The sequence below is a fragment of the Pseudomonas sp. WMBT8 genome (assembly GCF_050916005.1).
GTDB lineage: Bacteria > Pseudomonadota > Gammaproteobacteria > Pseudomonadales > Pseudomonadaceae > Aquipseudomonas.
In genome coordinates this window covers 2028683-2052451 of sequence record NZ_CP188096.1, presented here as the reverse complement: position 1 = coordinate 2052451, position 23769 = coordinate 2028683, and the positions used below count along the sequence as shown (strand labels likewise).

Here is a 23769-nt window from a genome sequence, read left to right as displayed (position 1 = left end):
CCCAGCGGTTGCTGGGGTATCGTTTTCTGTACTATCAGAATGGGAGTTCGTCATCTGGTATGAGGCGCAGATCAAATGCCTCTGCTGCTTGTTTCAGTAGATCTATAGTCCACTCGTCGAAATCGAATTTGTGTACCGATATACCGGTAACAACCTCAAAACAAAGCCCATCCAGTTTTTTCAACCCGAGATTGTTAACAGCTGTAATAATCGGCTTAAGATCATGTCCGCTCCAGTCAAGTTCAAATGACTCACCAGGCTCTAGTTTGCAAGGGATCTTTCCTTTGCTCTTGTCCGGCAGGTCATACCGCAAAGACCTGTGCTTGTTTCCGTGACAGATCCTAATATCTTTGACAGCGCATGCTCTCAGCCCACTACAGCCGACTCTCAGAGTAAGCCAGGCGAGGTCTTGCTCCTGAACCAACATTAGCTGCTCGCTATCACGCGCCAGCTGAAAGCGCTCACTTCGCCTTACCATGCAAAGGCTAGCGATAACTGCAAGCAGAGCGCCAATACCTGACACCCAATCACCTACGCTGCCCCAGTCGGGCACGTACTTAACCGTTGATTGAGGATTCAGGTTAATGCCTGCAGTCAGGCCTCCTAGCGCAGACAGGCCAACTACAAACAGAACCGCAACAACTACTGCGACAATCTTCATCGAAACGTACCAGCGCCTGGAAAAGCTGCGGATTATATGGCACTAGACATGCGCCTGCGAAGCTCGTCTAGGTTCAGGATTCTGCCCTTGTCGTTGTAGAAGTCGCCCAACGTTAGCTTTTCCTGGCGCAGCAGCTTTCCACGCTCTGGTCCGAGGATTTCATCCTGTCGCGCCGCCGACTGTTGCCCCAGCCACTTGGCATAGTTCGTTGACTGCGGAACCTGACCATCCATGCTAGCTCTGGTCGCCTCGTCGCGAATCCCAAGAGATATTGCGCTCTTGAGGATCGGCAGCTTGGTCGATCGGCAGCACCAGTGGATTCTCCCAGGGCCGGCAAGCCATGGGATTTTGTGCCCTATAGGCAGGTAGGTCCCAAGGGTGTAAGGCAACCGGTCCCTGATGCGACAGGTCGTCGACGTGCGCGTGTCGAGGGTGCTTATCCACTCAACGTGACTGATGATGTCGCTGTTCGCCTCGAAAGCCTTATCACTGGCAGCCTCGGCGGTACTCGATACGGCAGACCTGACAACGGTCTCGATCTCCCTGCGCGACTTCTGCAGGATTCCGTCGGCGTACTTCTCTGCCCTGGTACCCATGATGTTGCGGACGATTTCGGCAGTAGTTCTCCCCTCGACCACGCCAGCACGCACAGCATCGCGCACCGAAGCAGCACGAGACGCCTCGATGCCATCCATCCACTCCCTGAGCAGGCGCCCCTGGAATGGACGGGCTTGGGCAATCGCCTTGACCTGGCTGAACTGCGCAACGGCAATCGGGAAGGACTCCTGCACAACGGCGGGGATCACAGCCTGAAGCGCGCCCTGCTGGAATGCGATCTCATAACTGATAACGCCGTCAGTGGCCTGGTCAAGTGCCTGACGGACATCCACGAAAGTTGACTGATTCAGGCGCAGGACTGTGGATAGAGCCGCATCCACCGATGCCGCCGACAGGTTAGGGCCGAGGCTGTCGATCGCCGCAATCAGCGCAGCTCGAAGCTCAGAATCCCTGCAGTTGACGATCTTTATGATTGCCACGACCTGGGCATTGCTCAGATGTTGCAGGTCAACCTCATGCCCGATCAGCTTATCTAACAGCTTCTCGTTTGCGGTTTTCATCACAGCGTACCGAGTGCAGGGCCTTGGCCTTCAATCTTGGCCAACTCCAGGGACCATTCGTATTCGTCACTGATGACGCCACGGCGCTGCATCTCGGCGAACAGGGTTTCCTTGGACAGCATCTCGGCATTGGCCATAGACACCAGCGTCGGCAGCGACACCTCTGGCATGTAGTCAACATCGAAGTTGCCACGAATCTCGACCGCTCCGCCATCGCCAAGACCACGATAGTCAGCCATGGCCTGGAGCAACTGAGCCAGGCAATCGCCGAAGTGGCTTGCCATCCTTGCTAAAGGGGAAAGATCCTGAGCGGCCTCTTCTTCGGCCTGCGTGGCAGTTTTGGTGGCACTCTTCTCTGGCGTGAGCAGCTTGGCGCCTGCCATGCGCATCTCGTCGAGTAGGTCTTGCAGCGCCTCCCGGCCAGCCTTGACGGCAGCTCCGGTGTGCTCGACGTACTTGAGATCTCCATCTTTTGGAAGGTCTGTCAGCGAACCGGTACCCACCTTGAACTCTGGCGGTACAGGCTTTCCCTGATTGTCGTACATAGCCTGCACACCGATCCGCACCAGAATCGGTACACGGATAACGTGAAGGATATTGTCCTGGTCGCTCTGGCTCTGCCAATGCTTGACGTTGAGGTGAGCAAGCTCCAGCAGTGGCGGCTTCGCGGTCATGAAGCCTGTGCGGCCCGTGTAGAAGGTCACCAGGGGGATGTATTTTAGGCTGTTCGTGCCCTCGTCATGCAGAACCATCGCCCCACCCTTCTCCTGTGCGCGGTAGGTCCGCCACGACCCAGGCTCAAGGACCCGAACCTGATAGACGCACTTGACGCCAAAATAGCCATCCGGCTCTTCGACAGACTCGGAGTACCTGAACATAGTGAGTTGGCCGCCATTGGAGCGCCAGCCAAGAACCTGTTCTGGCTTGATCAGTATTGCGTACGGACGAACACCTGCTGCGATTTCCTGGGCCTGGGTGCGGACACCTTCGGCAACGGGGTGATCCACAAGCGCATGGCAAAGGCCGTGACTCAAGCCCTGGCGGAAAAACTCGACAGACCAGGAATTCAGGTCATTGCCAGCATGGTCAATGTCCTTGGCCATTTCCTTGATCTGATCCGGGACATCGTCACCGATCTGCAAACGCTCGGCGAACACCCTGGAGGTCATGTTGCCGACCGTCTCCGAGTAGGCAGGAAGCAACGTGGACAGCCTCAGGCGCTCCTTGTATGAACAATCGTCCTCTGCCGGATACTGAGGCAGCAGGCTCTTGCCTTCATTCCTCATTGCCATCGTACCGCTCATGAGCGGAGTAATCACGGCCCAGTAGGCGCGCATGGCGTCGACAGCAGGCAGCGTGATTGCCGGGTTATCGCTCATGGTTACATTCTCAGTGGTTGGGTTGATGTCATCTCTGCATTAATCGGGTAACGCTTGGCGATGAAGTAGCCGCCGGCATCGTTCATGTGGTCGTGACCCTTCTTAGGATCCTTGTCAGGCTCGCCATTGTCGTTGTAGGTCTGCCGCTCAAGGCACAAAGTGAACTGAGGGCATTGATCAATGTTCACCTTCATCCGGCGCTCGCCGTAGGTGTTCAGGAACATGGCATTAACTGAATTCACGCGGTCTTTCACGCTTGGGTTGGTCGAATCGACCACAACCGTGAAGCCTGCCTTCCTGAGCAGTGATAGATCGGACTCGCTGGCGTTCTTGCTGCTAGTGTTCTGTCCGCTGGCATCCGGGTAGACCGCGATGCTGTGCCCTACAAACCGCGCCTGGATCTTCTCGATCATGTCAGGCGTGTCCCGCACAGAGTGGAACTCATCTAGCGCCAGGGGCAGGCCGTCACGCACGACATAGACAACCGCCGCCATCTTCATGACGTTGAAGTCCATGCCGATATGCAGGGCCTCTCCCGGCTTGATTCGCTCGCTGGTCCGGCACTCTTCACGGCTGAAGGTGTAGTAGACAACGCCCGAGTAGTTCTCAAACCCAGCCTCGTATTCCTGGCGGAAAGTACGCGGGTCCATCTTGCGTTTGGCCGCATCGAGCTCTTCAGGAGGGACGTTCCCGCCCTGGAGTGACGTGTACTGCCAACTCTTGTGATCCGGCTCGCCGCCTGGCTTGCCGTCCAGATAAGTGTCGTAGCAGTGGTTGAAGCCTTTCGGAGTACCAATGCGTAGCGCATGGCCGCCCTTGCGGACTCCTACGTCGGGAATCGTGTACTGGCAGGTCGAAAGCATCGGGCGCAGCACTTCTTCCCAGGCTGCGTATTTGCAGTCCGCCCATTCATCCACCAGGACAAAGAACAGGCCCGACCCGCGCAGATCGTCGTAGTTCTCAAGACCCACGCACCGGATCAAGTGACCGCTCTTGAGCGTTATCAGCATGTCGGTTTCGTTTGGCTTGCTCTCACGCCACTCTGGCGGGATGGCCTGCTTCAGCCTGCGCCAGAAGACGCGCCGGGCCTGTTTCTGTGTAGGGGCCGCGTACCAAATCTCATCCTCGACGCTCACGCCCCACTCAGCAGCCAGTCGCGCAGCTCGGCGCATCTCAGCCTTGCCGAGGAAAGTCTTACCAAACCGGCGCCCACACACAGCATCGCGAAAGCGCGCATTGGGCTGGAATCCCCAGACGTAAATGTTGGCCTGCTTCTTCGTCAGCTGAACCGGTGCATCATAGGTACGGGGTAGTCGGGACATTCTCGTCTGGCTCCAGCGTGTACTCAGCAATGGCGTGCTGCTGATCCGCCTGAGAGCCAAGGGGCTTTTCAGGTTCAAGGCGACGATTCACGTAGACGTCGCCAACCTCTTTAGCGGCCTGCTCCAGTAGCTGGGCAGTAAGCGCCATGTTCTTTGAGTTTTCGGCCTTTACGGCCATCCGCCCGAGGGCGCGCAAACGATAGGCGCGGTTAGCGATTGGTATCTCAGCCGTCTCTTCACGGAATCGCTTACGGGTGTCATGGAACAAGGTCACCCACTTCACCGCTAAGTTCACCCCGGCGCGCTTGGTGGGGTCGTGCGACTCACATAGCTGGCGAGATATCTCAATGCCGAACTCCTGTTTGACCTGCTCCACCACCTGGGAGGGAGTGTCAAAGCACGCCAACGCCTGAACGATGAAGCCTTTCACCTCATTTTTCAGGGCTGCCATAGATTTGGTTCCGTCTAATGCCTGTCAAAAATCAGGCCGACTTGAGCAGACAGGTTCCGCAGGCCCTCGCAATGTTCAATTTCCCCACCTCGGCAGGACTGTTTGCAGCGTCCACCAACGCTTGAACGTCAGGGCTTGCACCGTAGCGGCGGACAACACCGACGAACTCCTCGACATCGTGACCACGCATCTCCAGCTTCGGCGCCCCTTCCTTGTTGAAGGCAGGCTGACCGTACTTATCGTTGGCGTGGGCGATGTGATAAAGCTCATGCTCTACCAGGGCACAGAAGTCGGTGTCGCTGCACTGGGCGCAGTAGTCAGCAGCCAAGGTGACAATGAAGGCCGGCACATCGCCGAACCAATCACGCATCTGTTGCTCCATCCTGGCTTTCTGCCAGCCACCGGCGCGGAACGCTACCTGCTCGGCCTGGCCCAGGACTGTTCTACCCTGCTTCTCGAAGCTCGACGACGCCCACATAACCCGGATGCCTGCATCCAGTAGGTGGGCATGGTCTTCGTTGTGAATGGTGCCGGTGTCGGCGAGGATCTCAGCCTGGAGCCATTCCCACACCTCAGGCGCTGGAGTCAGGCGAATACCGAAGTCGGAGAGGTCAGACAGCTCAAGCAGTGACGCCGGGGGCATTGGTCTTTGCATCGGCCACCCCCTCGTTGATGATCACAGTGCGAACAGCGCCGCCGGTGTAGATGTCTCGCTTGATGGCCGCGCGAACTGCGTCTTCTGCGCTTGCGCCCATATCCATTGCGGCGATGGCATATGCATAGCCACTGCCAATCGCATCAGGGTTTGCCAAATCGAGATCCTGCTTCCAGATGCCCGTCTTGTCGTCATAGCCGACCATCAGCAGCCTTCCACCGTCGACGGCATAGCCTGAGCACTCCACGGGAACTGCTGAGGGCGTACCGAAGTAGGCGGCGATCAAAGCCCTCTCATCGCATACCGCGCCTGATAGGAAGAAGCTGACACCATCGACAACCTGGCACTTTTGCGCGGTGTCAGAAACGATGCGATCGTTTCGAGTCTGGCGGCCGTCATAGGCGATCACGCCGTCTTTGTACGCAATGGTGGTCATGGCTTTGCTCTCATGGCGTCGTAGCTGGCTTCACAGGCGAATCCGGCCCGACGACTTGAGTCAAGCGCTGCTGCCAGTTGGCCCGCATGGTTATCAGCTTCTGTGCGCAACTGGGCGAGCAGATAGGTAAGGTCTTCGATTGTCTTGCCTCTTGCGGCAAGGCGGGCACGGAGATTGGCGCGATCGGCAAGCAGCTTGGTCTGTTGTTCGCGCAGGCTGACACCCATAGCAACAAGCTCAGCAGCATGAGAGTCATCGCTGATCTTTTGATTGGCTGCATCGGTGCGTACCTGCTCAATGGTGTCTTGGAGTTCTTGTTCCGCCTTCCTAGCCTTCTCGCTGTCGTCCTTGGCTTTGGTCGCAATGCCTGCCACGTACTCGGCATGATCCGTCTGGGCGTTGTCCAGGCGGTGCGTCTGGATGGCTACGCCGATCACCAGCGCAACAATGGCGGCAATCAGGTAGCGGACCATTGAGGGACTCCTTACTCAGCCAGAGGCTCGTCGAACGCCTCGATCTGTTTGTCGATCACCTTCAGCGTTTCATTCCGGGCGCCGAGCTTGAAGACGATACGGTTGTGTTCCGCAGAGCCAAGCGCGAGCCACTCGTCTGTGCCCATGAACGCTTCAAGCTTCTTGATTTTTTCAATCTCGTCGGCCTTTTCGGCCAATACGCCTTGCTGGTATTCGGTCAATGCTTTGGTGTCAGCCATGGGGCCATCCTTAGTGGTTGGTGAGTTCATGCCAGCACCTTCAAGGCCACTTGGTAGAGCGCTTCGCGTTCAGCCGCCCCGTTTGGGGTGCGTCCGCGCTTACCGGTGTTGATGATGCTGCCGATGTTCTGGATATCGCCGGCGTCGGCCAGCGCGTTAAGCCCGCTCTCGCTCCAGAAGCTGGCAGCGGAGATGGCCGCGTTCTTGGGGGATTCGAGCAGTGACGGCGTATTAACCAGGTCAATACCCATCAGGCGGCCGTACAAGGCGTAGTTCGACTTACCGGTAATCTGGATCAATCCACGACCGCGGTACTTCCAGCCATCGCCTGGTGCTGTGTTACCCATGCGACTGTTGTAGGCGACGTTTGCAATGCGCTCTGGCTGGTGGGCGTAATCGGCGGCCAACTTGGCATCGAACAGGCGCGGCCAAGTACGCTGCAGCGCAAAGGCGCTATAGCTCAGGTTCTCGACCACACGGGAAAGCCTGCCGCTTTCGTGCCCTATCTGGGCCAGGAAGGCAGCAATACGCAGCTTGGTGTTGATCTGATACAACGCACAGGCATCGTTCAGCGGGTCAGCCCACAGGCGTGCTGTTGCATCCTGGCAGCGCATGATCGCCACCAGATGGGAAGGTGTGATTTTCAATGCTCAGCCCTCGCGCTTGCTTATGCCAGGCGCTTTTTCACAGCGAAGACAGTGCTCGCAGTTAAGCGTCCGGCACAGCCAGACCTTCACCCGCTGCCAGTAGGTGACCATGAAGATGTGGCGGGCACCGGCCAGGGCCAGGGACACATGAAGCGTCAGACCTGCGGTGGTCGGGCCGAAGAAGATGTTCTGGCTGCGCACCATCACGACGAAACCGGTAATGGCGATGGTCGAGTAGATCAGCTTCCCGAGGATGCCGTCCCTCACCTTCCCGCTCAGTACGCACCAGGTCGCCCACAGTGCGATCAGGCCGCAAGCTATGGAGTTGATCAATTCAAGGTTCATGGTGGATTGCCTCCCCCGAACCGCTGGCGGATAAGCGCCCAGAGGTCAGCGGCTTTGATGGCTCGGTTGATTGCTGCAAGGAGCGAACCGCCGAACGTGCCCAGGAGAAAGCCAATGCCGGCGACGATCTTCGGCTCAGTGACATTCAGGTAAGTGCTCACCATGCTCGTCAAATACAGCGAGCAGGCCACACCAGTGATCAAGAACACCATCCAAGCACGCCAGTCGGACAAGTCATCCTTGTGCCACCAGCTTGCAACAACGGCCCCAATCAGGCCCGCAATCAACAATTCGAACCTGTCGATCTTGTCGAGCAGGCGCTGTAGATACTCCATGCGCTCGACTCCGTGGGGCATGTTTTGAATAGGTCGGCTCCAACAGCACTCCCAGCCATAGCGATGGGTGTGGTGGAGCCGTAAATAGCGATCATTTCATAGAAAAATGAATATAAATAAACATATGTGTTTACATGACACATAAATGTTTATATACTGAGCCCATCAACACACATAGGAGGGTTGATGAAGTACAGCGAGTTCAGGAGGTGGTTAGAGGCCCAAGGGGTCGAGTTTTCGAAGTCAGCAAATGGAAGCCACTTCAAAATTCGCTACAAAGGCCGCCAAACGATCTTCCCAAGCCACGGATCAAAGGAAATAGGTGAAGGGCTTAGGAAGGAAATAATCAAACAACTGGGCCTCAAGTGAGGCCCCAACCACCTGAACGCGCTACAAGTCAGCCCTAAGAGAGGAATCATGTTCGACTACAAAATCGTGGCTCACGAGGAAAACGGCCATTACTGGTCATCCTGCCCGGACATCCCAGAAGCTCACAGCGTCGGGGATACCCTGGAAGAGCTGGTCGCGAACGCAGAAGAAGGCATAGCTCTGGCTATGTCGATTTACGTGGAGCGCCGCCAGTCCATCCCAGAATCTACCGACCGTGGAGATTTGCCGGTTCGACTGCCTGGCGTAATCATCGCCAAGGCCCTGTTGTGGAATCTGCTTGTACGCGACGGAAAGACTCGTGGCGATCTGGCGGAAATGCTCAAGATCTCACCAACTGCAGCGGGCCGTTTGATTGACTTTGAGCATGCGTCGAAGCTGGGAAGCATCGAAAACGCATTGGCACTGTTTGGGCTTCGGCTACAGATCACCAGCGTTAATGCCTATGCGGTCGGAACCCATAGCCATCCCAAGATGGGCGTGGAGATATAACGCAAAAACCCGGCTCAATGGCCGGGTTTCTTTACAGTCAACCTCGTTACGCGCAGGAATGACAGGATGAGCTAATAATGCGACATGGCGACATGATATTGCAAGCCCTTTTGAGGGACTATTTTCAAGCCGCCTCCACGGACAGCACCCCAACCGCTTCAAGCATGTGCTGTGCATCGACCAAAGCCTCGTCCACCATCGACTCCAGCACTCCTTTGATGGCCTTGTTCCAACGCTGATAGGTGCGCTCTGTCAGGCCCTGTGAATCCCAGTTCGTCATATCGTAGTTTGACTCGGATAGGACGATCATCTCCCCAGGCTTCGACTCGGCCACTGACCTGGCGTGCTTGTTGGCGCGCGCAACATCTGCGTCGGCTGCTTTGTTGCGCCAGTCCCACTGGCCCTCATCCTTGTTTTCCCGATGCTTTGGAGCTTTGACCTCGATCACGGCGCGCTTTATGCCTTTCGACTGCTGCGGCACAGCCCACACTAGTACCGCCTGCTGAGTGAAGCGCAGCGGCGCCGGCGAAGGCACAACCGCGACAAGCCGCCCGATGGAGTCGATCTTGCGCCCGCGGTGCGTGCTGTACTTCGCCACCAATGCATTCCAGTGGCGCGGGCTGAGCTGGGCATGCAGAAGCTTGTGCACGATGCAGTCAGCAAGCAGGGCCGCATCCTTACCGGTGATCTCCCCCTTCAGTTTGCTGGTCTGCACTCGAGGCTCGACGTTGCACCCGCCGGCACTGTTGATAGTTTCCGCTGCCAGGGCGCGGACGACTGCAGAAATAACGTTTTGGTAGTTCATGCGGCAGCCCTCTTGAGTTCTCTGGTCTTTGCCCGGTAATCGGCGGCCATCGCCTTCAGCTCTTCCACGGTGTACTTCTTTGGCTCATGAGGGCCTTCAAGCCACTCGACAGCCTCGATGCCAATCTTCTCGATCAGGCCAGGCCGATACCCCAGAAGGTTCCCGGACTTGCCCATGTTGCAGTTGCGATTGCACTGAAGGTTTACGTTGAGTGGCTCGAAACGGAGCTCTGGGGCGGCTGCAGTCGTCCTGTAGTGGCCGGCGCAGTACTGAACATCAGCCGTGGTCCCGCAGCTAATGCATGGCTGTCCCGCGTCACGCTGGCGGATCCATGCATTGAAAGCGTGTTGCGTGTCCTTGAGGTGATCCGCTCGAGTCTTGAGCGCCTCCTTGCGCACCTTGATATCCCGGCGGCCGGCCTGGGCCAGCGACTTCTTCTCCTTGGCCTTCTGCACTTCTACGGTGGCCAGCGCACACTTAGGGCTGCACACCGCCTGCCCCAGCCGCTGCGGGACGAATGAGTCCCTGCATGCTGGGTTGCGGCATGTCTTGGGCTTGGGTTGTTTGGCAGAGAGGCTCATGCGCGTCCCTCCCAATCCCAGTGGATTTTTGGATTCACCGGTGGGATGAATTCGAGCGTCTGGAGATTCATCAGCGTGAAGTGCCCGCCACGATGTCCGCCAGTGTCGATATAGGCAACGTTCCCCAGCCAAGTCGCCTCGCTTACGACCTCATGCCCGACGATCATTGCTAGCAAATCTGGAATACCTGATTCGTCCATAGCATCGATACGCTTGCGGCTCCACATAGCTGTGTTGCGCATGTTCTTCTGTTCCTGGCGGCTGTGGATTGGCTCAAGCAACTCGGCCCGGAACTGAGCCCAGGTGGCGCGACCGCATTCAGCGTGAACAATGCCGACCAATCCGCCAGCAGTCTCGACCTCGATGGCGAATGGCAGCTCGGCGAACTGGACACGGAACTCTTCCTGCTCGTCGCGATTCATCCCGGCGAACCAGGAGCCGCCGTTATAGATCCAGTTTTCCGCATCGCAGGTGTCGAAGCGCACGACATAATCGTCATGGTTTCCGCGCACCGCGTTGAACCATGGCTTGTCAAGCCAGGCCAGCACGTCACGGCACTCAGGCCCCCGGTCGACTAGATCACCAACGCTGAAGAGTCGGTCAACTGCAGGATCGAATTCGGTGGCATCCAGCGCGCTCTGCAGCCGGGTGAAGTGCCCGTGAATGTCGCCAACCGCGAAATCTCGGCCGGCAGTGTTCATCTCAAATCGCTTTATCTGGCTCATGCCGCAGCCTCCCATTGCTCTGGCATCTGCCCTTTCGGCTCGCTCCAGGTGACGCCCTTGTCGGCGCCGAAGGCGTACATGCACTCGATCACGTCGCCCAGCTCGGCCACGGTCATGCGCTTGGTGCTGACCCCCAGCATGACCACGCCACCGTTGATGCCCTGGGCCATGCGGATCTCCTGGCGCGCCGCAGCCGTCATCAGCGCCTTCCAGTCCTCGCTGTCGAGCTTCTGCATGACGCCATTGACCGGCCATTCAACCTGGCGGGAGATGTCGCCAAGCATTGCCCACAGCTTGGCGTTCTGCTCCAGGGTGCGGCGGGACTTGACCGGGCGGACGATAATCTCGACGGCGCTATCCGCCGAAAGCTCGAAAGCAAACAGGTAGGCCAGCTTGAACACGTCACGGACGCGGTTACGGCCAGAGATCCAGAAGTGGCGCGGCTTGTGGATTACGTTGGTCATGGCTTCACCGCCTGCCAGTAGGTCGATTGGCCTTCCGAGGTTTTAACGAGCCCCTTGCGCTTCAAGCGCTGGCACGCCTTGCTGACTTCCTCGCGGGTTGAGCCGAGGCCGCTGTGCATGGCCCAGGCGGTAGAGCCGTTGATTCCACGAAGGTGAGCGAGTACTTTCTCGTCAAGCGGCTTCATGACTGCGCTCCCTGGCCCAGGGCGGCGTCGATGGCTGAATCAATGGATGGCTTGCCGTCGGCTATGTACAGGCCGCCGGCAAGGATTCGCTCAAGGGCGCACGGGAGCTTTGTCTCGCCGAATTTTTCGCAGAGGAAGCGATACCGCTCAGCATCCTTGCGCTGGGTGTCGAGGTCAGGCTCGACACCCTGATTGGCGCCGTTGATGCGCTCAACCGTGACGCGCCAGTCACCAATCTCCACGCCGCCGCTGGTTACACCTTCTTCGGTGACAACGCTGCGACCTGAATTCAGCTCACTAGCAACGCTGATCAGGATTCGCGAGCATGCCGACCAGATAGCGGCGCGACCTTCATCGGCTAGGAGTTGGTCCCCGGCACGCTGCACGATCTTCCACTTGTCCGAATCCTTGCGCAGTACCTCCACCTCAGCCTTCAGCTCAGCATTCACCTGCTCGTAGGCTTCGTAGCCGGTGCGTATGCCGGCGACTTCGGCGCGGAGCTGGTCGCGCTCGGCGCAAATGGATTCAAGATCCATGCTGCCCGCGTACTCTGCGTTGACTGAATCAAGCGCAAGTCGCTCAAGCCTCTCGTTCTCGGCGATAAGGGCCAGGACTACCTCTGGGCTCGTAGCTGCGTCGAAATCATCGAAAAGCTTGCTGATCGGCACATCCTGGGATGTCTGGACTTCGACGATGCGCGTAGCCAGCCGCTTCAGTTCGGAATGATCACCCACGGCGCACCCCCAGCTTCCGCACGTCTTCCAGCGCCTTGCACGGAGCGCAAAGCTGAACCCCCGGAATAGCCACACGACGACCCTCCGGTATCCCCTCTCCGCACTCCACGCACTCTGTGGCGCTTATTCCGGTGTAGCTTGGGATCTGGGCAAGGGACCGATTCAGGGCCTCTTGGATTACGATGTCGGCGTCATCACAGATGTCGGCCATGTCAAAAACCCTCCTTGCCACGTTGCGATTCCCACTCAAACGGAATGACGATCACCCCGCCTTCCCGAAGCCTGTCTGCGCAACGCTCACCGATAGCGCTGGCCAAGGCCTTCGCGTCGAGGTTGGAGACGATGACGGTAGGCCGCAGCTCTTCGTAGCGGCCGTTGATGATGGCGAACAGGGTCGTCAGCTCGAAGTCGCTGGGCTTTTCCTTGCTCACGCCGATTTCGTCGAGGATCAGCAGTGATGGGCTGATCAGGCTCGACAGGATCTTGCTTTCGCTTTGATCAGTGGAGGAATCGTTGAACGTCGCCTTGATGGCCTGGAGCACTGAGCCGATGGTGCGATACACGGCGGTAGCGCTCGACGTGGCCATGATCTGGTTGGCGATAGCGACCGACAGATGAGTCTTGCCGGTACCGGGCTTGCCCAGCAACAGTAGGCAGCGGCCGGCGGCGGCGATCTGCTTGAACTCAGCGGCGTACCGGGCACAGGTCTTCAGCGCCTTCTTCTGCTCGGCAGTGTCCGCGATGTAACCGTCGAAGGTTTTGCCAGAGAAGCGCTTAGGGATCAGTGCAGAGCCCAGCTTCTCAGCCATTCGAATACGCAGCGCCTGGGCTTCCTGAGCCTCCTTGCGGGCGGTTTCTTCCTCGTTGCGGATACGGCTGCATTCAGGGCAACCGGTCTTGAACTCCTTGCCGAAAATTACGTTGACCTGTTGCGGGAACTGGCCGTGGTCTTCACAGGCACCGGTGGTTTGCTGCGGAGCCGGGGTAGTGCCGGGCATCGAAACGACTTTTTCAGAACGCATAGGTACCATCCTCCCGCTGGATCAGGCCGGCGGTGTAGTCGCGCTCAGAAAAGCCGGTGTGGCGAGATGAAACCTCACGCTTCACGAATGGCCTGACGTTGCTGGCCCGGTTCTTGTCGTCTTTCACCCACTTCACGAGCAGGGATACCCATTTGGTTTGGGTTTGCAGAAGACCGGTTGTTTCGTGGTGGGCTGTGAAAGGGGCCACGGCCTCCTTGGTGAACAGGTCAGTCGAGACGCCGAAGTGGATGCAGTAGGTCTTCAGCAGATTGGCGTCAGGCATCCAATCAAGGGTCATCTCGACTGGAGCCTTTGGGTCAACAGGCGGTTCGTCATCTTCCAGGGGAAGGTCTTCAAGATCATCGAAGCCTTCGAAGCCCGATCCCTGAATTTCTTCACCCGCGTTGAGAGAGTGGTGTTGATCCCTTCCATTCCCTTCCCCTTCCCTTCCGGGGGGGAGGACTCGACTACCATTCGACGACTCCTCGTCGAGCACTCGACTACCACTCGGCGAGCTTTGGTCAGGGCCTCCGATAAATGCAGGGTATTTGAAGGTGCGCTTGTCGATTTTCTGGTGCCGCCAACCGCGCACATGCAGGTAGGTTTTGCTCTCGACTGAGTAGAGAGCAATCAGGTTGGATGACTTCAGTTCGCCCAGCAGGCCATCAACCGATTCAACGGTTATGTCGTCGCCAGGGAACACGAGGGCCTTAATGGTCCGCGGCGACAACGGGTGATTGCCGCCGTCGTCGCAGAAGTTCCAGATGCCGATGAATAGGAGGCGAGCCAGCGGCGTGCAGGACATCACCTGCTCACTCGACCAGAACTCGGGTTTGACTGTTCGGATGCGCGCCATCATTGGGCCTCCAGTTTGTACTGAGCCCACAGGCCGGCAACCCAGTTGACTCCCTTGGGGGTGAATTTGGATTGGTTGTAGGCATGACCGCTGTCACTGGTGCCGGCGCGCACTTCAAAGCGCCCTGCGTCGATGTGAGGCTGGTAGGCCTGCCACTCACCGCCCATTCGGTACATGATTTTTTTGTCTAAGAGGAATTCGCGGAATCGTGATTCATTGGCCTTGAGCAACTTGGCGGTCTGGCGGAAGCCTTTCAGTCCAGTTGATTCGACGTAACGTTCTACGAAGGCGATCTTAGGCGCAGCCTCAATGAGGGCCTGATTAGCCTGCTGCTGTAGTTCAAACTGTTCGGCCCAGGCACGAGCCGCTGCTGCCGGATTGGAGAAGTCAGGAAGCGTCGCGATAACGCGAGGCCCTTCCAGAGTCTTGAGCTTTTGAAGTACCGACCTGCGGACGGCCTTCGACTCACGCATGCCGACCAACATGCACTGATCAAGGCTCAGGTTATAAGTGGCGACCTGGTTTCCGTGGTAGGGGGTGAAATACTTTTGCACCCCCTCAAGCTCATCGCCAAGCTCATCCTCGATGCGAGAAAGGAAGTGGTCATTCCTAACTGTTGGCTCGCCCGCGAGAGACCGTGCGCCGTTGATCAATTCACGTAGCTCAATGCTGGTCATTGTCCGCGCCACGTTTTGCGATTGCAGAAAACGTGGCGCGGATTCGTTGTTATTGACGACTGATTGGGGAATTGGCATTATTCACTCCAGAACGTTTTGCAATGCGCTGTTGAAGAAACCACCCGGCCAGGTGGTTTTTTTTCGTCTGCTGTTTGGTTGTGGCTAATCAGGACCATCATCAGCCCCTCCTTTTTCGGCCCTTTCGAGGCCCTTTTTGTGTTCAACCAGAGAAAGCAGAGGCGCTTTGCGCTTCATCTGCTCCATCTGGGCCTGGATCGCGAGTGATCTACCTGCACGCAGGTACTCTTTCGTCGCGTTTTCAAGGCTCCATCCGAGCTCGACACTTAACTGTCTAACCTCGTCCTGAGCCCCTTCTTCCAGGAGGTCGAAGGTTCTTTCAGGCATAGGTCCTCCATAGGGCTCTTAAGCTGATTTATCCTGTGCACAGGCATTCATCTCTCGTATCAGCTGGGCGGCACCTAAGCGGCGTGCAACCATTGAAAGTTCGTGGATGTAAGTAGCGAGCTGCATGCCGGCCTGTTTGGCTTCCATGCGCAGGTAGCGCAAATCTTCAGGGGTGTATCGCGCCTTGATCACAGCGCTGCGTTTGTGTGACGGGTCGTCATATGCCATTGGTGAGGCTCCTTGGTTGTTCGAAAGGGTTAAGCGGCGGATTTCTTGAGCGGCTGGGATGGGTCGTCTTCGCGCTTGGCTACAAGCACCCCGCCCGATTCCTTCTCCAGGACGCATTGCATTGGGTAGGAGAACCCGCCCGTGGTCCGGCACTGAGATACCCGGCTGCCGGTCACGCCAAGGGCGTCGCCGATAGCGCGGCCAGTGCCGAAATGTTCAAGTGCTTGGTCGTAGGTCATGGTTGTGTCTCCAGTGTCTACGCCGAGTTTAGAGTTCTTAACAGCACAAGGCAAGTTATCTAAACACTGTTGTGTTTAGAATCCTAAATATGGAATTCAAAGACCGCGTAATGACGCGCATGAGGAAGCTCAACCTCAACGCAACCGACATCAGCAAACTGACTGGCGTTTCTAAAGCGACGGTCAGCTTTTGGTTGAGCGGAACCAATGGCGCCAAGGGGAAGAACTTGCTTTCCCTGGCCAAGGCCTTGGAGTGCTCACCTGATTGGCTTTCAGAGGGTACTGGAGAGCCTGAAGACTCCGGCGCCGTCTATTCCCCTAAGGCAGGCTCATCGAGCGCTGAGCTCGTCGCGCACATGCTGGCATCGAAGGCAGGGAAAAATCTGTCAGAAAAGGCGCGCGAAATGGTTCTGGCGGCGGCAGTTCAGGCGGATACATCTATCGAAGATGATCAGTCGTACCTGCCGGCCAATCTGGCGACCTTACGACCGCTAAAGGAAGAAATACTCATCCCTCAGTACGATGTCCGTGGCGCTATGGGGCATGGCCAGGTGCCAGCCGACTATAATGAAGCAGTGCGCAACCTGGTCGTGCGCGAGGAAATGCTGCGCGAGAAGGGTGTTACCTACACGTCAACTTCTGCCCTAGCCATGATCACCGGTTGGGGCCAGAGTATGGAAGGCACTATCAATGACAAGGACCTAGTCATTGTGGACCGGGGAATTACCGAGTTCATTGGAGAGGGAATCTACGTCGTGACCTGGCATCAGGAGCTGTACATAAAGCGGATGATGCGGCTAGACGAAGACCATTACAGACTGATCTCCGACAATCAGCATTACGAAAACCAGACAGCACGGATTGATGACGTAACCATCCACGCCAAAGTTCTGCTCATCTGGAATGCCCGTAAAGCTTAATAACCCCTCGACCCGATCCATATCCAGCAGATGCGCCGCTGATCAAAAGAGGCCACTTAGGGAATTAGAATGACCAACCGCGACAACTACTCTGGGGCTAGCCGTATTTCGGATCCGACGCAGAGCCAACCTTCTACCCAGCCTAAAAAACCGAAATGGCTCTTGGGGATCATCGCAACCATCGCCCTTTTTGGTGTCATTTTTGTGGTCGCATGGCTTTCTGGACCTATGTCCGATCAAGAATATGCGCAGCACGAAATAGACCTTTGCTGGGGAGACCGTGACGCTAATCCGGTGCCGGCGGTTAGGGATAATATCCAGTGGACGTGCTTGGACAAGCTCTATAAGTACGAATCAAAATACGGGACGTTGGCAGGCGCTAGACGCGGATAATTTGCCAAAACCATGAAAAAGCCCGCCACTGAGCGGGCTTTTTTGTTCCCGTCAAAAAGGTGCCACCTCTTCGACTGAAATGAACTCCTCAACCTCTTCAACCTGAGGGTCATCTTCGGATAAGGCCTCCCATTTAAGCGTGACCGTGCCGTCATCGTTGAATGTCATCTCTATACCGTCTGTCTCAGACAGGAGCCCCATGACCTCATCCCATTCACGGTCTCCATCCGTGTCGAGGCGATGAATTGTCACCCATCGCTGCTGCTGGGCGACTGGATGATTGATCATCGACGAAACTCGTAGCCCGAGGCTTTCTAGGCCGCTCATCACCGCCCTCTCCTGCTGCCCCTGCTTTTTCTTATTGGCCATTTCACGCTCCATTTGACTGTATATCTATACAGTTATAGCCCGATGATACCCATCGTTTTATGAGCCGTAAACCTTTGATCTAACACCCCTGCCCAAGAGCCCATTCGCATCGCCTGTTAAGTTTTCTTAAAATATGTGTTGACGTATTTTGTTAAGTTTTCTAAATTGTCGACATCGCAGCGCTTCAGGGACTGCGAAGGGCCTACCAAGACCCGCCACACGACTGGTGAAGCCGCCAGATAGCCAGGGATCAGCGAAGTGATCTCCCAGCCCCCTAACCGGGGACCGACTGGAACCAACCGTTCTTTGACATTAGATACACGCCGATGAGTGCAGCCAGTAGCTGCTCACGGCTCACAGATGGCGACCTGCTGTTTCAGGCCTGCCATCTGGGTTCACAAATGCCTCTAGTCCCCCTGGAGGTATTTGGAAGCCCAGGAGACCAAGACATGCCCAAGTACATGATCGACTACATCCGACTTTGCCGGGAGTGCAGCCTTGATCTGCGAACGGTAGGAAACATGCTCAGCATCGTGATCCCTTCACTGCAGCGCGAAGCTGCCGAAATTCGCAAGGCCGTAAGCGAGTTTGCAGGGCAGTTTCCTGAATTGGAGCAGGATGCTGAGGAGCTGGAATTGGCGATTCGCGCCGGACTTCAACGCTGCAAACCTCAGCCGCTGCAGCAAGATCTATTCGCTGCATGAACCCACTCCTTGCACGTCCGCCAGACGAAAATTGGCCCGATCCTTTCCTTGGGGAGACTCGTATAGGGAGAGGACGTATCGGAAATCACCTTGAATCGTCCTGATCAAATGTCGTTACAGGCAGGGTGATCCCCGATGCAGATGAATGCCCAGGCTGATGGGTAAGTGTAAGACCTGAGGGATCGCGGGAATCGTGGCCGGTAAAGTGAGTAAGCGCCCAGATGGCCACGGCGAGTCCAAGAATAAGCGGCTGAAACCTTCGCCCCGGTGAAACTCCGGTGTCACTAAGGCCGCTAATAGTCGTGCCGGGATCAGCTCCGGCCTCTGCATCAACCCCGGGGCCCACTGCACATCCCGCCGGGAGGGAGCCGAAAGGTAGCAGAAGCCCGCACATGCGGATTGATTCAATAGGTGGCCACTGCCTTCCCAGTGAGCGAACAACGGAGGGTTTGCCATGAAGTGGAACTAAATAGGCGCTCAGTCGCCAACCCCGCGCCACGTAGGGAGGTCTATGTGGAGCACCGAAAGCCCGGGCAATGCTCGGGCTTTTTTACGCCCGCCAACCGGGTGAACCAACGAATGGAGAGAGTCATGAGCCGTTACCCGTACACAGAAGCATACGACGCTCTTCGGAGCATCCCTGAGAAGGCTAAAGACGGCCTCAGTACGAAGCTGAGCCGAGCTGAATCTGCGCAACTGGTTTCGTTCGTGGCAAGCGCCCTTGGATGCTCAGCCGAAGATCTGGCAATCAAGATCGCTGACTATTCAGCGTCCGCCCGTTCCGCCTAACCCCAAACACTGGAGGTCGCCATGAGCGACGTGAATTGGAGTCGATCCCCTACTGGAGCGCAAGCATGGGCGCCAGAAACAACAAAGTTCATGGCGGGGTTCTACAAAAAAGACGAAATGGGTCGGTGGTATTACGCCACATCAAGGAATAGCGGGTGGTGGAAGATTGATACGCCATCTAGCTATCGAAGGAAGCAAATGGAACAACGACCAACAGAACCAACCGAATAACCCCGCCATGTGGAGGCGACCATGACTTACGAAGTAATAGTTGAAGGGTACGTCCTCCAGGTGGAGGTGACGTATTGCGAGGAAGCTCTGCCAGACGAGTACCGGAATGGCAGCCGGGAACTGACGTTCAACGTGTTGTCCGGGACCATGTACGACGCCGACCGCGTCCCGATGGACGTGTGCCAGATGGAATTGGCCGTGATTGCCGAAAGCAAGGAATACGTTCCCATGATCGAAAGGGAGCTGTGGTTCGAAATTGACGCCCGCAAGCTTGGAAAAGGGAGGCTGGCAGCATGAAAAACTATCACCAGCGCGCCATTGAAATGATCCAGCAGCAGATCACGCAGATCTGCAAGTCATGCCGACCCGATGAAGACTTCTGCGAAGGCTTGATCCAGGCGAATGTCGGGCAAGGCCATATCAGCACCGAGGAATCGGTGGAGCTGATGCAGCTTCTGGTCAACGCCGTATCGGAAAGGCGTCGGGAACTACAGCAACAGAGCGCGGCCAAGCGGCTTGCAGACTACGAACTCCAATATGGGCGAGCGCTATGACCATCATCGCCGGATCATTCAAAGGTATCGCCGAGGCCCTGAGAAATCAGGGTTTCTTGTTTCTGGTAGACGTGAAATGGATCGAGCAGCCTTGCAAGTGTGCGGGCCGCTGGACTTGCAAGGTGGCGATGTGAGTGAGTTCGTAGAAGTGAAGACGAAAGACCTGTCGGGTGTAGCGCTTGATTGGGCTGTGGCGAAGGCTGAAGGCGTTGCCGTGGTCACTGACCCCAATTCCCCAAGCTGTCGGCAGATGGTGGAAGACGCCGAGGCTATCAATGGCTGGTACTGCTATTCGCCATCCACCGATTGGAGCCAGGGCGGCCCGCTGATCGAAAAGCACGCCGTTACGTTGACACCCTTTGCCATCAGTTTCGGCGGATCGCCTTCGTATTGGCTTGTTCAGCCCTGGGATCAGAACTGCTTTCCTGTGTGCGGCTCAACTCCACTCATCGCCGCCTGCCGCGCCATCGCTGCCTCAGTCCTCGGCGACACCGTAAAAGTGCCAAAGGAGCTGCTGTCGTGACCACCCACCAGCAGCACAGGCGCCGCGCCATCCGCTGGGCCTTCTTCATCACCGGCCTGATCTTCTACGCCGTCCTATTCCTGGGCCCCGCTATCGGCGGGCTCATCACTCAATAGGTAAACGTCATGACCGAATGGATTGCATGTAGCGAACGACTGCCCTTGCAAATCGGCGAAGTGGAAGTTTTCGAGTCGATACCCGTAATTGCAACCGATGGACATATCGTCCGCCAGTGCGACTTCGATGCTGGTAATTGGGTGGGTACGCCATGGGCGCAATGGAATACCTACAACGAAATCCCGCCAAGCCAGATAACACACTGGATGCCACTTCCAACTCCGCCAGCCCAATAACCCCCTTCACAGCGCCCCTCTCCGGTGGCGCGGAGAGATAGTCATGTCCGATAAAAACATGCAGATCTGGAATCGCGTCGAGAAGACCGATACCCGGTACACCAAAGACGCCAAGGTCGGCGGCCAGCAGATCACCAGCCTGAACGGCACGGCGATGATCATGAAGGCCACGGAGATATTCGGCCCGGTCGGCATTGGTTTTGGCTGGACGGTGCTGGAAGAACGCTTCGACAAGGGCGCCGAGATCTTCGTCGGCGAAGGCGATAAGCGCGCCACGCTGGGGTTTGAGCTGAACCACACTGTGAAGATCCGCTTCTGGATCAAGCAGGACGGCGAACGCGGCGAGTTCGAACAGTATGGCTGTACACCGTACCTCTACAAGAGCAAGTACGGCACAACGACCGATGGCGAGGCTCCAAAGAAGTCCCTCACCGACGCCATCAAGAAGTCCCTGTCGATGCTCGGGTTCAGCGCCGACGTGTTCCTGGGGATGTTCGACGACAAGGATTATGTCAGCGCCCTGGCGGACGAGCAGGCCATCGAGCAGGCCGAGGATCAGGCTGCCGAGGAAGACCGGCAGAAACAGGAGCGCCTGGATTACATCGCTTCCGTCATCGAATCTCTCAAGACCGCCAGGACGCCGAAGGAACTCAAGTCGTTCCATGACGTGGCCGTGCGCCGCCTCACGCTGCGCAACGACACCAAGGCCGTCACCCGGATCGTGCGCGAGTACGACGAGCAGAAAGCCCGCTTTGATCAGGAGTCAGCAGCATGACCACGCTCTACACGATTGCTGAGCAGTTCAAAGAGCTGGCCGCCCTGGCTGATACCGCCGACGAAGACCTGGCAGTCGCCCTGCGCGACACCATGGAAGGGATCGAAGGCGAGTTCCAGGAGAAGGGAAAGGCCATCGCCATGATCACCCTGAACATCGACGGCGACCTCGAGGCCATCCAGTCACAGATTGATCGGCTGACCGAGCGCAAGCGGATCATCAACAACCGCAAGGAAAGCCTAAAGGAGTACCTGCGCAGCAACATGGAAGCGGCGGGGATCACCAAGATCACCCACCCGTTGTTCACCATCACCTGCGGCAAGGGCAAGCCTGTCGTGGTCATTGACGACGAGAAGGCCATCCCTGATGACTTCGTAAACGTCAAAGTAACCAGCGCACCGGACAAGGCGGCCATCGCCAAGGCTTTGAAGGATGGTCAGGAAGTCCCAGGCGCCCACCCTGAGATCGGCAAAAGCTCGATCAGCATCAAGTGAGGTCATCATGATCAGCAACCACCTAAGCATGGTCGAGGCTCTTCGGCCAGCATGCAACGAACTGGCCCACGACATCGAAGCCTTCTTGATCAGTGGAGGGACTATCCAGGTGCTGGAGGGGCCGAACTTCAGGCCGCCACCGGCAAGACACCACCCAGCTCCAAGGCCCAAGCCAGCCAAGGCAGCAAGCCAGGAGCCCAAGCAAATGACATGCCTGGACAAAATGGCGCTCCGCGATATAGAGCGCGATGAAATGAAGGCATTGCGCGATAAAGCCAAGGATGAAGAGCTGGAGTACGTCAGGAAGCTGGCCGAGACCATGACCTACACCCAGGCCATCCTGATAACCGGCATGCACCTGCGGACGCTGCACAGGCTTGCGGAGAAAGGCGGATTCAAGTTTCAGCGATCAGATTCGCGCAGCAACAAGGATCTGCGGTTTATCGATGAAGAGCGCGACGCCAGAAACGCCGGTCTGATCCGTGAATTCCTGGCGCGAGGTTTCAGCAGAAACCAGGCGCGCGAAAGTACTCAGACCACTCGGAAGAGTTTCGAGCGGCTGCTTGAGAAGTTCGGCATCGACTATCCGAAAGACACCAAAGGCCCAGCGCCTGCCTTTTTCGCGAAACCAGCCCAGCAGGCCTGATCATGGCGGCCCAACAGAAAGAACGATCGGCAAAGACCGCGGCGAAGCGAAAGAGCCGCGGCGAGGAAGAGTTGAGACTCCACACCATGGCCGGCACCCGCCAGGCCTTAGCTGACCTGATGGCCTGGCACGGCATCGAGGAACAGGGCGAGGCCATGACCTTGATGATTCACCACCTGCACGGCCTGGGTCCGGCGGGATCAGCTCAGCTTCTCGCTCCGCCGCGACACGAAATAACCATCAGCGAAAACGTGTCGGCGAAACTTCAACTCGCCTACAACCGCGAATCGCTGCGCATCTGCCACGACGAATAACCCACCCTACTCGCTGCATCCGGTAACCGGAGGGCGGCGCCTACCTGAGAGACGCGTATGGCCGCTTACTATAACGAGTTCGACCCCTACGCAGCCCAGTGGCTGAGAAACCTGATAGAGGCCGGCCACATCGCGCCAGGCATCGTGGATGAAAGGAGTATCGAAGATGTCCACCCAAGCGACCTGCGCGGGTTCACGCAATGCCACTTCTTTGCAGGGATCGGAGTTTGGTCGCTCGCCCTTCGCCGTGCCGGGTTCCCAGATGATCGACCTGTTTGGACCGGTTCCTGTCCTTGCCAACCTTTCAGCGCGGCAGGCGCTGGAGCTGGGTTTGAGGACCCAAGACACCTTTGGCCAAGCTTCGCCTGGCTCATCGGCCAGTGCGAACCTCCAGTCATCTTTGGAGAGCAGGTTGCGAGTGCATCTGAATGGCTCTCACTTGTGCGAGGTGGTATGGAAGGAATGGGTTACGCATTCGGGGCAATGCCTATCCAGGCCGCGAGCGCTGGTGCGTTCCACCTACGGGACAGGATTTACTTTGTGGCCAACGCCGGCGGCCAGGGACTGGCGGAGCGAATCAGCAAGCCCGGAGTTCTACACAAAGTGGCTTGCTCACCCCAAGGGCAAGACGCTACCAATGCTATTAGCTTTGGCCAAGCATGGTTCAACGGACCCGATGGCAAGAAGCGGCCAATTGAACCCGGCATTTACCCGCTGGTTGATGAATCTGCCAGCAGAGTGGGACGACTGCGCGCCTACGGAAACGGCCTTGACGCTAAAGCAGCAACGCAGTTCATAGCCGCCTATCTCGAAACATAGAGGTATCCCCATGATCCGCCAATA

General features: G+C 57.2%; 40 protein-coding genes. 14 read left to right on the top strand and 26 right to left on the bottom strand.

Features of this window, described 5'->3' with window-relative positions:
* Positions 1 to 34: 34 nt before the first annotated feature.
* Genes ACO77H_RS09470 through ACO77H_RS09415 form a run of 12 tightly spaced genes read right to left on the bottom strand, consistent with a single transcriptional unit; the run spans position 35 to position 8061 of the window.
* Positions 35 to 661 carry a hypothetical protein gene (locus ACO77H_RS09470; RefSeq protein WP_432755356.1) on the bottom strand — a complete coding sequence of 209 codons (627 nt, stop codon included), beginning with the start codon at positions 659 to 661 and terminating at the stop codon, positions 35 to 37.
* 32 nt (positions 662 to 693) lie between these two features.
* Positions 694 to 1779: a hypothetical protein gene (locus ACO77H_RS09465; RefSeq protein WP_432755355.1), complete on the bottom strand. Its 1086-nt coding sequence runs from the start codon at positions 1777 to 1779 to the stop codon at positions 694 to 696.
* Positions 1779 to 3158, bottom strand: a complete 1380-nt coding sequence (locus ACO77H_RS09460) for a DUF4055 domain-containing protein (protein WP_432755354.1) — start codon at positions 3156 to 3158, stop codon at positions 1779 to 1781. The genes ACO77H_RS09465 and ACO77H_RS09460 overlap by 1 nt, the downstream gene beginning before the upstream one ends.
* A gap of 2 nt (positions 3159 to 3160) precedes the next feature.
* On the bottom strand, positions 3161 to 4480 hold the full coding sequence (locus ACO77H_RS09455) for a terminase (RefSeq protein WP_432755353.1): 1320 nt from the start codon (positions 4478 to 4480) through the stop codon (positions 3161 to 3163).
* Positions 4455 to 4931 (bottom strand): DUF2280 domain-containing protein, encoded by a 477-nt coding sequence (locus tag ACO77H_RS09450; protein WP_076964447.1) that lies wholly within the window; start codon positions 4929 to 4931, stop codon positions 4455 to 4457. The genes ACO77H_RS09455 and ACO77H_RS09450 overlap by 26 nt, the downstream gene beginning before the upstream one ends.
* A gap of 31 nt (positions 4932 to 4962) precedes the next feature.
* On the bottom strand, positions 4963 to 5586 hold the full coding sequence (locus tag ACO77H_RS09445) for a putative metallopeptidase (RefSeq protein WP_432755352.1): 624 nt from the start codon (positions 5584 to 5586) through the stop codon (positions 4963 to 4965).
* Positions 5552 to 6022 (bottom strand): proteasome subunit beta, encoded by a 471-nt coding sequence (locus ACO77H_RS09440; RefSeq protein ID WP_432755351.1) that lies wholly within the window; start codon positions 6020 to 6022, stop codon positions 5552 to 5554. The genes ACO77H_RS09445 and ACO77H_RS09440 overlap by 35 nt, the downstream gene beginning before the upstream one ends.
* Positions 6019 to 6495: a DUF2514 family protein gene (locus tag ACO77H_RS09435; protein WP_432755350.1), complete on the bottom strand. Its 477-nt coding sequence runs from the start codon at positions 6493 to 6495 to the stop codon at positions 6019 to 6021. Before ACO77H_RS09435 ends, ACO77H_RS09440 begins: the two co-directional genes overlap by 4 nt.
* 11 nt (positions 6496 to 6506) lie before the next feature.
* Positions 6507 to 6734, bottom strand: a complete 228-nt coding sequence (locus tag ACO77H_RS09430; RefSeq protein ID WP_432755349.1) for a hypothetical protein — start codon at positions 6732 to 6734, stop codon at positions 6507 to 6509.
* A 26-nt stretch (positions 6735 to 6760) separates the two neighbouring features.
* Positions 6761 to 7381, bottom strand: coding sequence for a glycoside hydrolase family 19 protein (locus ACO77H_RS09425; RefSeq protein WP_432755348.1), 621 nt, complete (start codon positions 7379 to 7381; stop codon positions 6761 to 6763).
* 3 nt (positions 7382 to 7384) lie between these two features.
* Entirely contained in the window at positions 7385 to 7726 is a 342-nt protein-coding gene (locus tag ACO77H_RS09420) for a hypothetical protein (RefSeq protein ID WP_432755347.1), read from the bottom strand.
* Positions 7723 to 8061 (bottom strand): hypothetical protein, encoded by a 339-nt coding sequence (locus ACO77H_RS09415; RefSeq protein WP_032859704.1) that lies wholly within the window; start codon positions 8059 to 8061, stop codon positions 7723 to 7725. The genes ACO77H_RS09420 and ACO77H_RS09415 overlap by 4 nt, the downstream gene beginning before the upstream one ends.
* A 186-nt stretch (positions 8062 to 8247) precedes the next feature.
* Here ACO77H_RS09415 and ACO77H_RS09410 point away from each other — a divergent pair, with 186 nt between their 5' ends.
* Positions 8248 to 8430 (top strand): type II toxin-antitoxin system HicA family toxin, encoded by a 183-nt coding sequence (locus ACO77H_RS09410; protein WP_432755346.1) that lies wholly within the window; start codon positions 8248 to 8250, stop codon positions 8428 to 8430.
* Positions 8431 to 8478: 48 nt separating this feature from the next.
* Entirely contained in the window at positions 8479 to 8940 is a 462-nt protein-coding gene (locus tag ACO77H_RS09405; protein ID WP_432755345.1) for a type II toxin-antitoxin system HicB family antitoxin, read from the top strand.
* Between the two features lie 124 nt (positions 8941 to 9064).
* On the opposite strand, the gene ACO77H_RS09400 is transcribed toward ACO77H_RS09405, so the two are convergent.
* The 13 genes from ACO77H_RS09400 to ACO77H_RS09340 form a co-directional block, all read right to left on the bottom strand.
* Positions 9065 to 9745, bottom strand: coding sequence for a hypothetical protein (locus tag ACO77H_RS09400; RefSeq protein ID WP_432755344.1), 681 nt, complete (start codon positions 9743 to 9745; stop codon positions 9065 to 9067).
* A complete protein-coding gene (locus ACO77H_RS09395) occupies positions 9742 to 10326 on the bottom strand; it encodes a recombination protein NinG (protein ID WP_432755343.1) in 585 nt (194 codons plus the stop codon). Before ACO77H_RS09395 ends, ACO77H_RS09400 begins: the two co-directional genes overlap by 4 nt.
* Entirely contained in the window at positions 10323 to 11051 is a 729-nt protein-coding gene (locus ACO77H_RS09390; RefSeq protein ID WP_432755342.1) for a metallophosphoesterase, read from the bottom strand. Before ACO77H_RS09390 ends, ACO77H_RS09395 begins: the two co-directional genes overlap by 4 nt.
* The gene (locus ACO77H_RS09385) at positions 11048 to 11515 is read right to left on the bottom strand and encodes a recombination protein NinB (RefSeq protein ID WP_432755341.1); all 468 of its coding nucleotides are present in this window, start codon (positions 11513 to 11515) and stop codon (positions 11048 to 11050) included. The genes ACO77H_RS09390 and ACO77H_RS09385 overlap by 4 nt, the downstream gene beginning before the upstream one ends.
* Complete coding sequence (locus tag ACO77H_RS09380; protein ID WP_432755340.1) at positions 11512 to 11700, bottom strand: helix-turn-helix domain-containing protein; 189 nt, start codon at positions 11698 to 11700, stop codon at positions 11512 to 11514. Before ACO77H_RS09380 ends, ACO77H_RS09385 begins: the two co-directional genes overlap by 4 nt.
* Complete coding sequence (locus ACO77H_RS09375) at positions 11697 to 12434, bottom strand: hypothetical protein (protein ID WP_432755339.1); 738 nt, start codon at positions 12432 to 12434, stop codon at positions 11697 to 11699. The genes ACO77H_RS09380 and ACO77H_RS09375 overlap by 4 nt, the downstream gene beginning before the upstream one ends.
* Positions 12427 to 12645, bottom strand: coding sequence for a TraR/DksA C4-type zinc finger protein (locus ACO77H_RS09370; RefSeq protein WP_432755338.1), 219 nt, complete (start codon positions 12643 to 12645; stop codon positions 12427 to 12429). Before ACO77H_RS09370 ends, ACO77H_RS09375 begins: the two co-directional genes overlap by 8 nt.
* Position 12646: 1 nt before the next feature.
* Positions 12647 to 13456, bottom strand: coding sequence for an ATP-binding protein (locus ACO77H_RS09365; protein ID WP_432755337.1), 810 nt, complete (start codon positions 13454 to 13456; stop codon positions 12647 to 12649).
* The gene (locus ACO77H_RS09360) at positions 13446 to 14312 is read right to left on the bottom strand and encodes a DnaT-like ssDNA-binding domain-containing protein (protein ID WP_432755745.1); all 867 of its coding nucleotides are present in this window, start codon (positions 14310 to 14312) and stop codon (positions 13446 to 13448) included. The genes ACO77H_RS09365 and ACO77H_RS09360 overlap by 11 nt, the downstream gene beginning before the upstream one ends.
* On the bottom strand, positions 14312 to 15067 hold the full coding sequence (locus ACO77H_RS09355; RefSeq protein ID WP_432755336.1) for a phage antirepressor KilAC domain-containing protein: 756 nt from the start codon (positions 15065 to 15067) through the stop codon (positions 14312 to 14314). The genes ACO77H_RS09360 and ACO77H_RS09355 overlap by 1 nt, the downstream gene beginning before the upstream one ends.
* A gap of 84 nt (positions 15068 to 15151) precedes the next feature.
* Positions 15152 to 15394 carry a hypothetical protein gene (locus ACO77H_RS09350; protein WP_432755335.1) on the bottom strand — a complete coding sequence of 81 codons (243 nt, stop codon included), beginning with the start codon at positions 15392 to 15394 and terminating at the stop codon, positions 15152 to 15154.
* Positions 15395 to 15412: 18 nt separating this feature from the next.
* On the bottom strand, positions 15413 to 15622 hold the full coding sequence (locus ACO77H_RS09345; RefSeq protein ID WP_198865702.1) for a hypothetical protein: 210 nt from the start codon (positions 15620 to 15622) through the stop codon (positions 15413 to 15415).
* Positions 15623 to 15651: 29 nt separating this feature from the next.
* Positions 15652 to 15861, bottom strand: coding sequence for a hypothetical protein (locus ACO77H_RS09340; protein WP_432755334.1), 210 nt, complete (start codon positions 15859 to 15861; stop codon positions 15652 to 15654).
* 89 nt (positions 15862 to 15950) lie between these two features.
* On the opposite strand from ACO77H_RS09340, the gene ACO77H_RS09335 reads away from it, so the two are divergent.
* Together ACO77H_RS09335 and ACO77H_RS09330 are read left to right on the top strand one after the other, a co-directional pair.
* Complete coding sequence (locus ACO77H_RS09335) at positions 15951 to 16781, top strand: S24 family peptidase (protein WP_432755333.1); 831 nt, start codon at positions 15951 to 15953, stop codon at positions 16779 to 16781.
* 69 nt (positions 16782 to 16850) lie between these two features.
* Positions 16851 to 17174: a hypothetical protein gene (locus ACO77H_RS09330; RefSeq protein WP_432755332.1), complete on the top strand. Its 324-nt coding sequence runs from the start codon at positions 16851 to 16853 to the stop codon at positions 17172 to 17174.
* A 51-nt stretch (positions 17175 to 17225) separates the two neighbouring features.
* On the opposite strand, the gene ACO77H_RS09325 is transcribed toward ACO77H_RS09330, so the two are convergent.
* Positions 17226 to 17543, bottom strand: a complete 318-nt coding sequence (locus ACO77H_RS09325) for a DUF1654 domain-containing protein (RefSeq protein ID WP_432755331.1) — start codon at positions 17541 to 17543, stop codon at positions 17226 to 17228.
* Positions 17544 to 17992: 449 nt separating this feature from the next.
* Between ACO77H_RS09325 and ACO77H_RS09320 the strand changes: the two genes are divergently transcribed.
* From ACO77H_RS09320 to ACO77H_RS09275, 10 genes are all read left to right on the top strand, one after another.
* On the top strand, positions 17993 to 18247 hold the full coding sequence (locus tag ACO77H_RS09320) for a hypothetical protein (protein WP_432755330.1): 255 nt from the start codon (positions 17993 to 17995) through the stop codon (positions 18245 to 18247).
* 1041 nt (positions 18248 to 19288) lie between these two features.
* Complete coding sequence (locus ACO77H_RS09315) at positions 19289 to 19564, top strand: hypothetical protein (protein WP_432755329.1); 276 nt, start codon at positions 19289 to 19291, stop codon at positions 19562 to 19564.
* Positions 19561 to 19821: a hypothetical protein gene (locus ACO77H_RS09310; RefSeq protein WP_432755328.1), complete on the top strand. Its 261-nt coding sequence runs from the start codon at positions 19561 to 19563 to the stop codon at positions 19819 to 19821. The genes ACO77H_RS09315 and ACO77H_RS09310 overlap by 4 nt, the downstream gene beginning before the upstream one ends.
* Positions 19805 to 20344: a DUF2591 domain-containing protein gene (locus ACO77H_RS09305; protein WP_432755327.1), complete on the top strand. Its 540-nt coding sequence runs from the start codon at positions 19805 to 19807 to the stop codon at positions 20342 to 20344. The genes ACO77H_RS09310 and ACO77H_RS09305 overlap by 17 nt, the downstream gene beginning before the upstream one ends.
* A gap of 125 nt (positions 20345 to 20469) precedes the next feature.
* The gene (locus tag ACO77H_RS09300) at positions 20470 to 20697 is read left to right on the top strand and encodes a DUF551 domain-containing protein (protein ID WP_432755326.1); all 228 of its coding nucleotides are present in this window, start codon (positions 20470 to 20472) and stop codon (positions 20695 to 20697) included.
* Between the two features lie 43 nt (positions 20698 to 20740).
* Positions 20741 to 21472, top strand: a complete 732-nt coding sequence (locus ACO77H_RS09295) for a hypothetical protein (protein WP_432755325.1) — start codon at positions 20741 to 20743, stop codon at positions 21470 to 21472.
* The gene (locus tag ACO77H_RS09290; protein WP_432755324.1) at positions 21469 to 21966 is read left to right on the top strand and encodes a siphovirus Gp157 family protein; all 498 of its coding nucleotides are present in this window, start codon (positions 21469 to 21471) and stop codon (positions 21964 to 21966) included. The genes ACO77H_RS09295 and ACO77H_RS09290 overlap by 4 nt, the downstream gene beginning before the upstream one ends.
* A gap of 7 nt (positions 21967 to 21973) precedes the next feature.
* Entirely contained in the window at positions 21974 to 22612 is a 639-nt protein-coding gene (locus ACO77H_RS09285; RefSeq protein WP_432755323.1) for a hypothetical protein, read from the top strand.
* Between the two features lie 2 nt (positions 22613 to 22614).
* Positions 22615 to 22926, top strand: a complete 312-nt coding sequence (locus tag ACO77H_RS09280) for a hypothetical protein (RefSeq protein ID WP_432755322.1) — start codon at positions 22615 to 22617, stop codon at positions 22924 to 22926.
* Between the two features lie 57 nt (positions 22927 to 22983).
* Positions 22984 to 23745: a DNA cytosine methyltransferase gene (locus tag ACO77H_RS09275; RefSeq protein WP_432755321.1), complete on the top strand. Its 762-nt coding sequence runs from the start codon at positions 22984 to 22986 to the stop codon at positions 23743 to 23745.
* Positions 23746 to 23769: the final 24 nt, after the last annotated feature.

Bases quoted from the DNA above. Each gene is read 5' to 3' on its own strand.
- ACO77H_RS09470 (WP_432755356.1), bottom strand. From the start codon at position 661: ATGAAGATTGTCGCAGTAGTTGTTGCGGTTCTGTTTGTAGTTGGCCTG.
- ACO77H_RS09465 (WP_432755355.1), bottom strand. From the start codon at position 1,779: ATGAAAACCGCAAACGAGAAGCTGTTAGATAAGCTGATCGGGCATGAG.
- ACO77H_RS09460 (WP_432755354.1), bottom strand. From the start codon at position 3,158: ATGAGCGATAACCCGGCAATCACGCTGCCTGCTGTCGACGCCATGCGC.
- ACO77H_RS09455 (WP_432755353.1), bottom strand. From the start codon at position 4,480: ATGTCCCGACTACCCCGTACCTATGATGCACCGGTTCAGCTGACGAAG.
- ACO77H_RS09450 (WP_076964447.1), bottom strand. From the start codon at position 4,931: ATGGCAGCCCTGAAAAATGAGGTGAAAGGCTTCATCGTTCAGGCGTTG.
- ACO77H_RS09445 (WP_432755352.1), bottom strand. From the start codon at position 5,586: ATGCAAAGACCAATGCCCCCGGCGTCACTGCTTGAGCTGTCTGACCTC.
- ACO77H_RS09440 (WP_432755351.1), bottom strand. From the start codon at position 6,022: ATGACCACCATTGCGTACAAAGACGGCGTGATCGCCTATGACGGCCGC.
- ACO77H_RS09435 (WP_432755350.1), bottom strand. From the start codon at position 6,495: ATGGTCCGCTACCTGATTGCCGCCATTGTTGCGCTGGTGATCGGCGTA.
- ACO77H_RS09430 (WP_432755349.1), bottom strand. From the start codon at position 6,734: ATGGCTGACACCAAAGCATTGACCGAATACCAGCAAGGCGTATTGGCC.
- ACO77H_RS09420 (WP_432755347.1), bottom strand. From the start codon at position 7,726: ATGAACCTTGAATTGATCAACTCCATAGCTTGCGGCCTGATCGCACTG.
- ACO77H_RS09415 (WP_032859704.1), bottom strand. From the start codon at position 8,061: ATGGAGTATCTACAGCGCCTGCTCGACAAGATCGACAGGTTCGAATTG.
- ACO77H_RS09410 (WP_432755346.1), top strand. From the start codon at position 8,248: ATGAAGTACAGCGAGTTCAGGAGGTGGTTAGAGGCCCAAGGGGTCGAG.
- ACO77H_RS09405 (WP_432755345.1), top strand. From the start codon at position 8,479: ATGTTCGACTACAAAATCGTGGCTCACGAGGAAAACGGCCATTACTGG.
- ACO77H_RS09400 (WP_432755344.1), bottom strand. From the start codon at position 9,745: ATGAACTACCAAAACGTTATTTCTGCAGTCGTCCGCGCCCTGGCAGCG.
- ACO77H_RS09395 (WP_432755343.1), bottom strand. From the start codon at position 10,326: ATGAGCCTCTCTGCCAAACAACCCAAGCCCAAGACATGCCGCAACCCA.
- ACO77H_RS09390 (WP_432755342.1), bottom strand. From the start codon at position 11,051: ATGAGCCAGATAAAGCGATTTGAGATGAACACTGCCGGCCGAGATTTC.
- ACO77H_RS09385 (WP_432755341.1), bottom strand. From the start codon at position 11,515: ATGACCAACGTAATCCACAAGCCGCGCCACTTCTGGATCTCTGGCCGT.
- ACO77H_RS09380 (WP_432755340.1), bottom strand. From the start codon at position 11,700: ATGAAGCCGCTTGACGAGAAAGTACTCGCTCACCTTCGTGGAATCAAC.
- ACO77H_RS09370 (WP_432755338.1), bottom strand. From the start codon at position 12,645: ATGGCCGACATCTGTGATGACGCCGACATCGTAATCCAAGAGGCCCTG.
- ACO77H_RS09365 (WP_432755337.1), bottom strand. From the start codon at position 13,456: ATGCGTTCTGAAAAAGTCGTTTCGATGCCCGGCACTACCCCGGCTCCG.
- ACO77H_RS09360 (WP_432755745.1), bottom strand. From the start codon at position 14,312: ATGGCGCGCATCCGAACAGTCAAACCCGAGTTCTGGTCGAGTGAGCAG.
- ACO77H_RS09355 (WP_432755336.1), bottom strand. From the start codon at position 15,067: ATGCCAATTCCCCAATCAGTCGTCAATAACAACGAATCCGCGCCACGT.
- ACO77H_RS09350 (WP_432755335.1), bottom strand. From the start codon at position 15,394: ATGCCTGAAAGAACCTTCGACCTCCTGGAAGAAGGGGCTCAGGACGAG.
- ACO77H_RS09345 (WP_198865702.1), bottom strand. From the start codon at position 15,622: ATGGCATATGACGACCCGTCACACAAACGCAGCGCTGTGATCAAGGCG.
- ACO77H_RS09340 (WP_432755334.1), bottom strand. From the start codon at position 15,861: ATGACCTACGACCAAGCACTTGAACATTTCGGCACTGGCCGCGCTATC.
- ACO77H_RS09335 (WP_432755333.1), top strand. From the start codon at position 15,951: ATGGAATTCAAAGACCGCGTAATGACGCGCATGAGGAAGCTCAACCTC.
- ACO77H_RS09330 (WP_432755332.1), top strand. From the start codon at position 16,851: ATGACCAACCGCGACAACTACTCTGGGGCTAGCCGTATTTCGGATCCG.
- ACO77H_RS09325 (WP_432755331.1), bottom strand. From the start codon at position 17,543: ATGGCCAATAAGAAAAAGCAGGGGCAGCAGGAGAGGGCGGTGATGAGC.
- ACO77H_RS09320 (WP_432755330.1), top strand. From the start codon at position 17,993: ATGCCCAAGTACATGATCGACTACATCCGACTTTGCCGGGAGTGCAGC.
- ACO77H_RS09315 (WP_432755329.1), top strand. From the start codon at position 19,289: ATGACTTACGAAGTAATAGTTGAAGGGTACGTCCTCCAGGTGGAGGTG.
- ACO77H_RS09310 (WP_432755328.1), top strand. From the start codon at position 19,561: ATGAAAAACTATCACCAGCGCGCCATTGAAATGATCCAGCAGCAGATC.
- ACO77H_RS09305 (WP_432755327.1), top strand. From the start codon at position 19,805: ATGGGCGAGCGCTATGACCATCATCGCCGGATCATTCAAAGGTATCGC.
- ACO77H_RS09300 (WP_432755326.1), top strand. From the start codon at position 20,470: ATGACCGAATGGATTGCATGTAGCGAACGACTGCCCTTGCAAATCGGC.
- ACO77H_RS09295 (WP_432755325.1), top strand. From the start codon at position 20,741: ATGTCCGATAAAAACATGCAGATCTGGAATCGCGTCGAGAAGACCGAT.
- ACO77H_RS09290 (WP_432755324.1), top strand. From the start codon at position 21,469: ATGACCACGCTCTACACGATTGCTGAGCAGTTCAAAGAGCTGGCCGCC.
- ACO77H_RS09285 (WP_432755323.1), top strand. From the start codon at position 21,974: ATGATCAGCAACCACCTAAGCATGGTCGAGGCTCTTCGGCCAGCATGC.
- ACO77H_RS09280 (WP_432755322.1), top strand. From the start codon at position 22,615: ATGGCGGCCCAACAGAAAGAACGATCGGCAAAGACCGCGGCGAAGCGA.
- ACO77H_RS09275 (WP_432755321.1), top strand. From the start codon at position 22,984: ATGGCCGCTTACTATAACGAGTTCGACCCCTACGCAGCCCAGTGGCTG.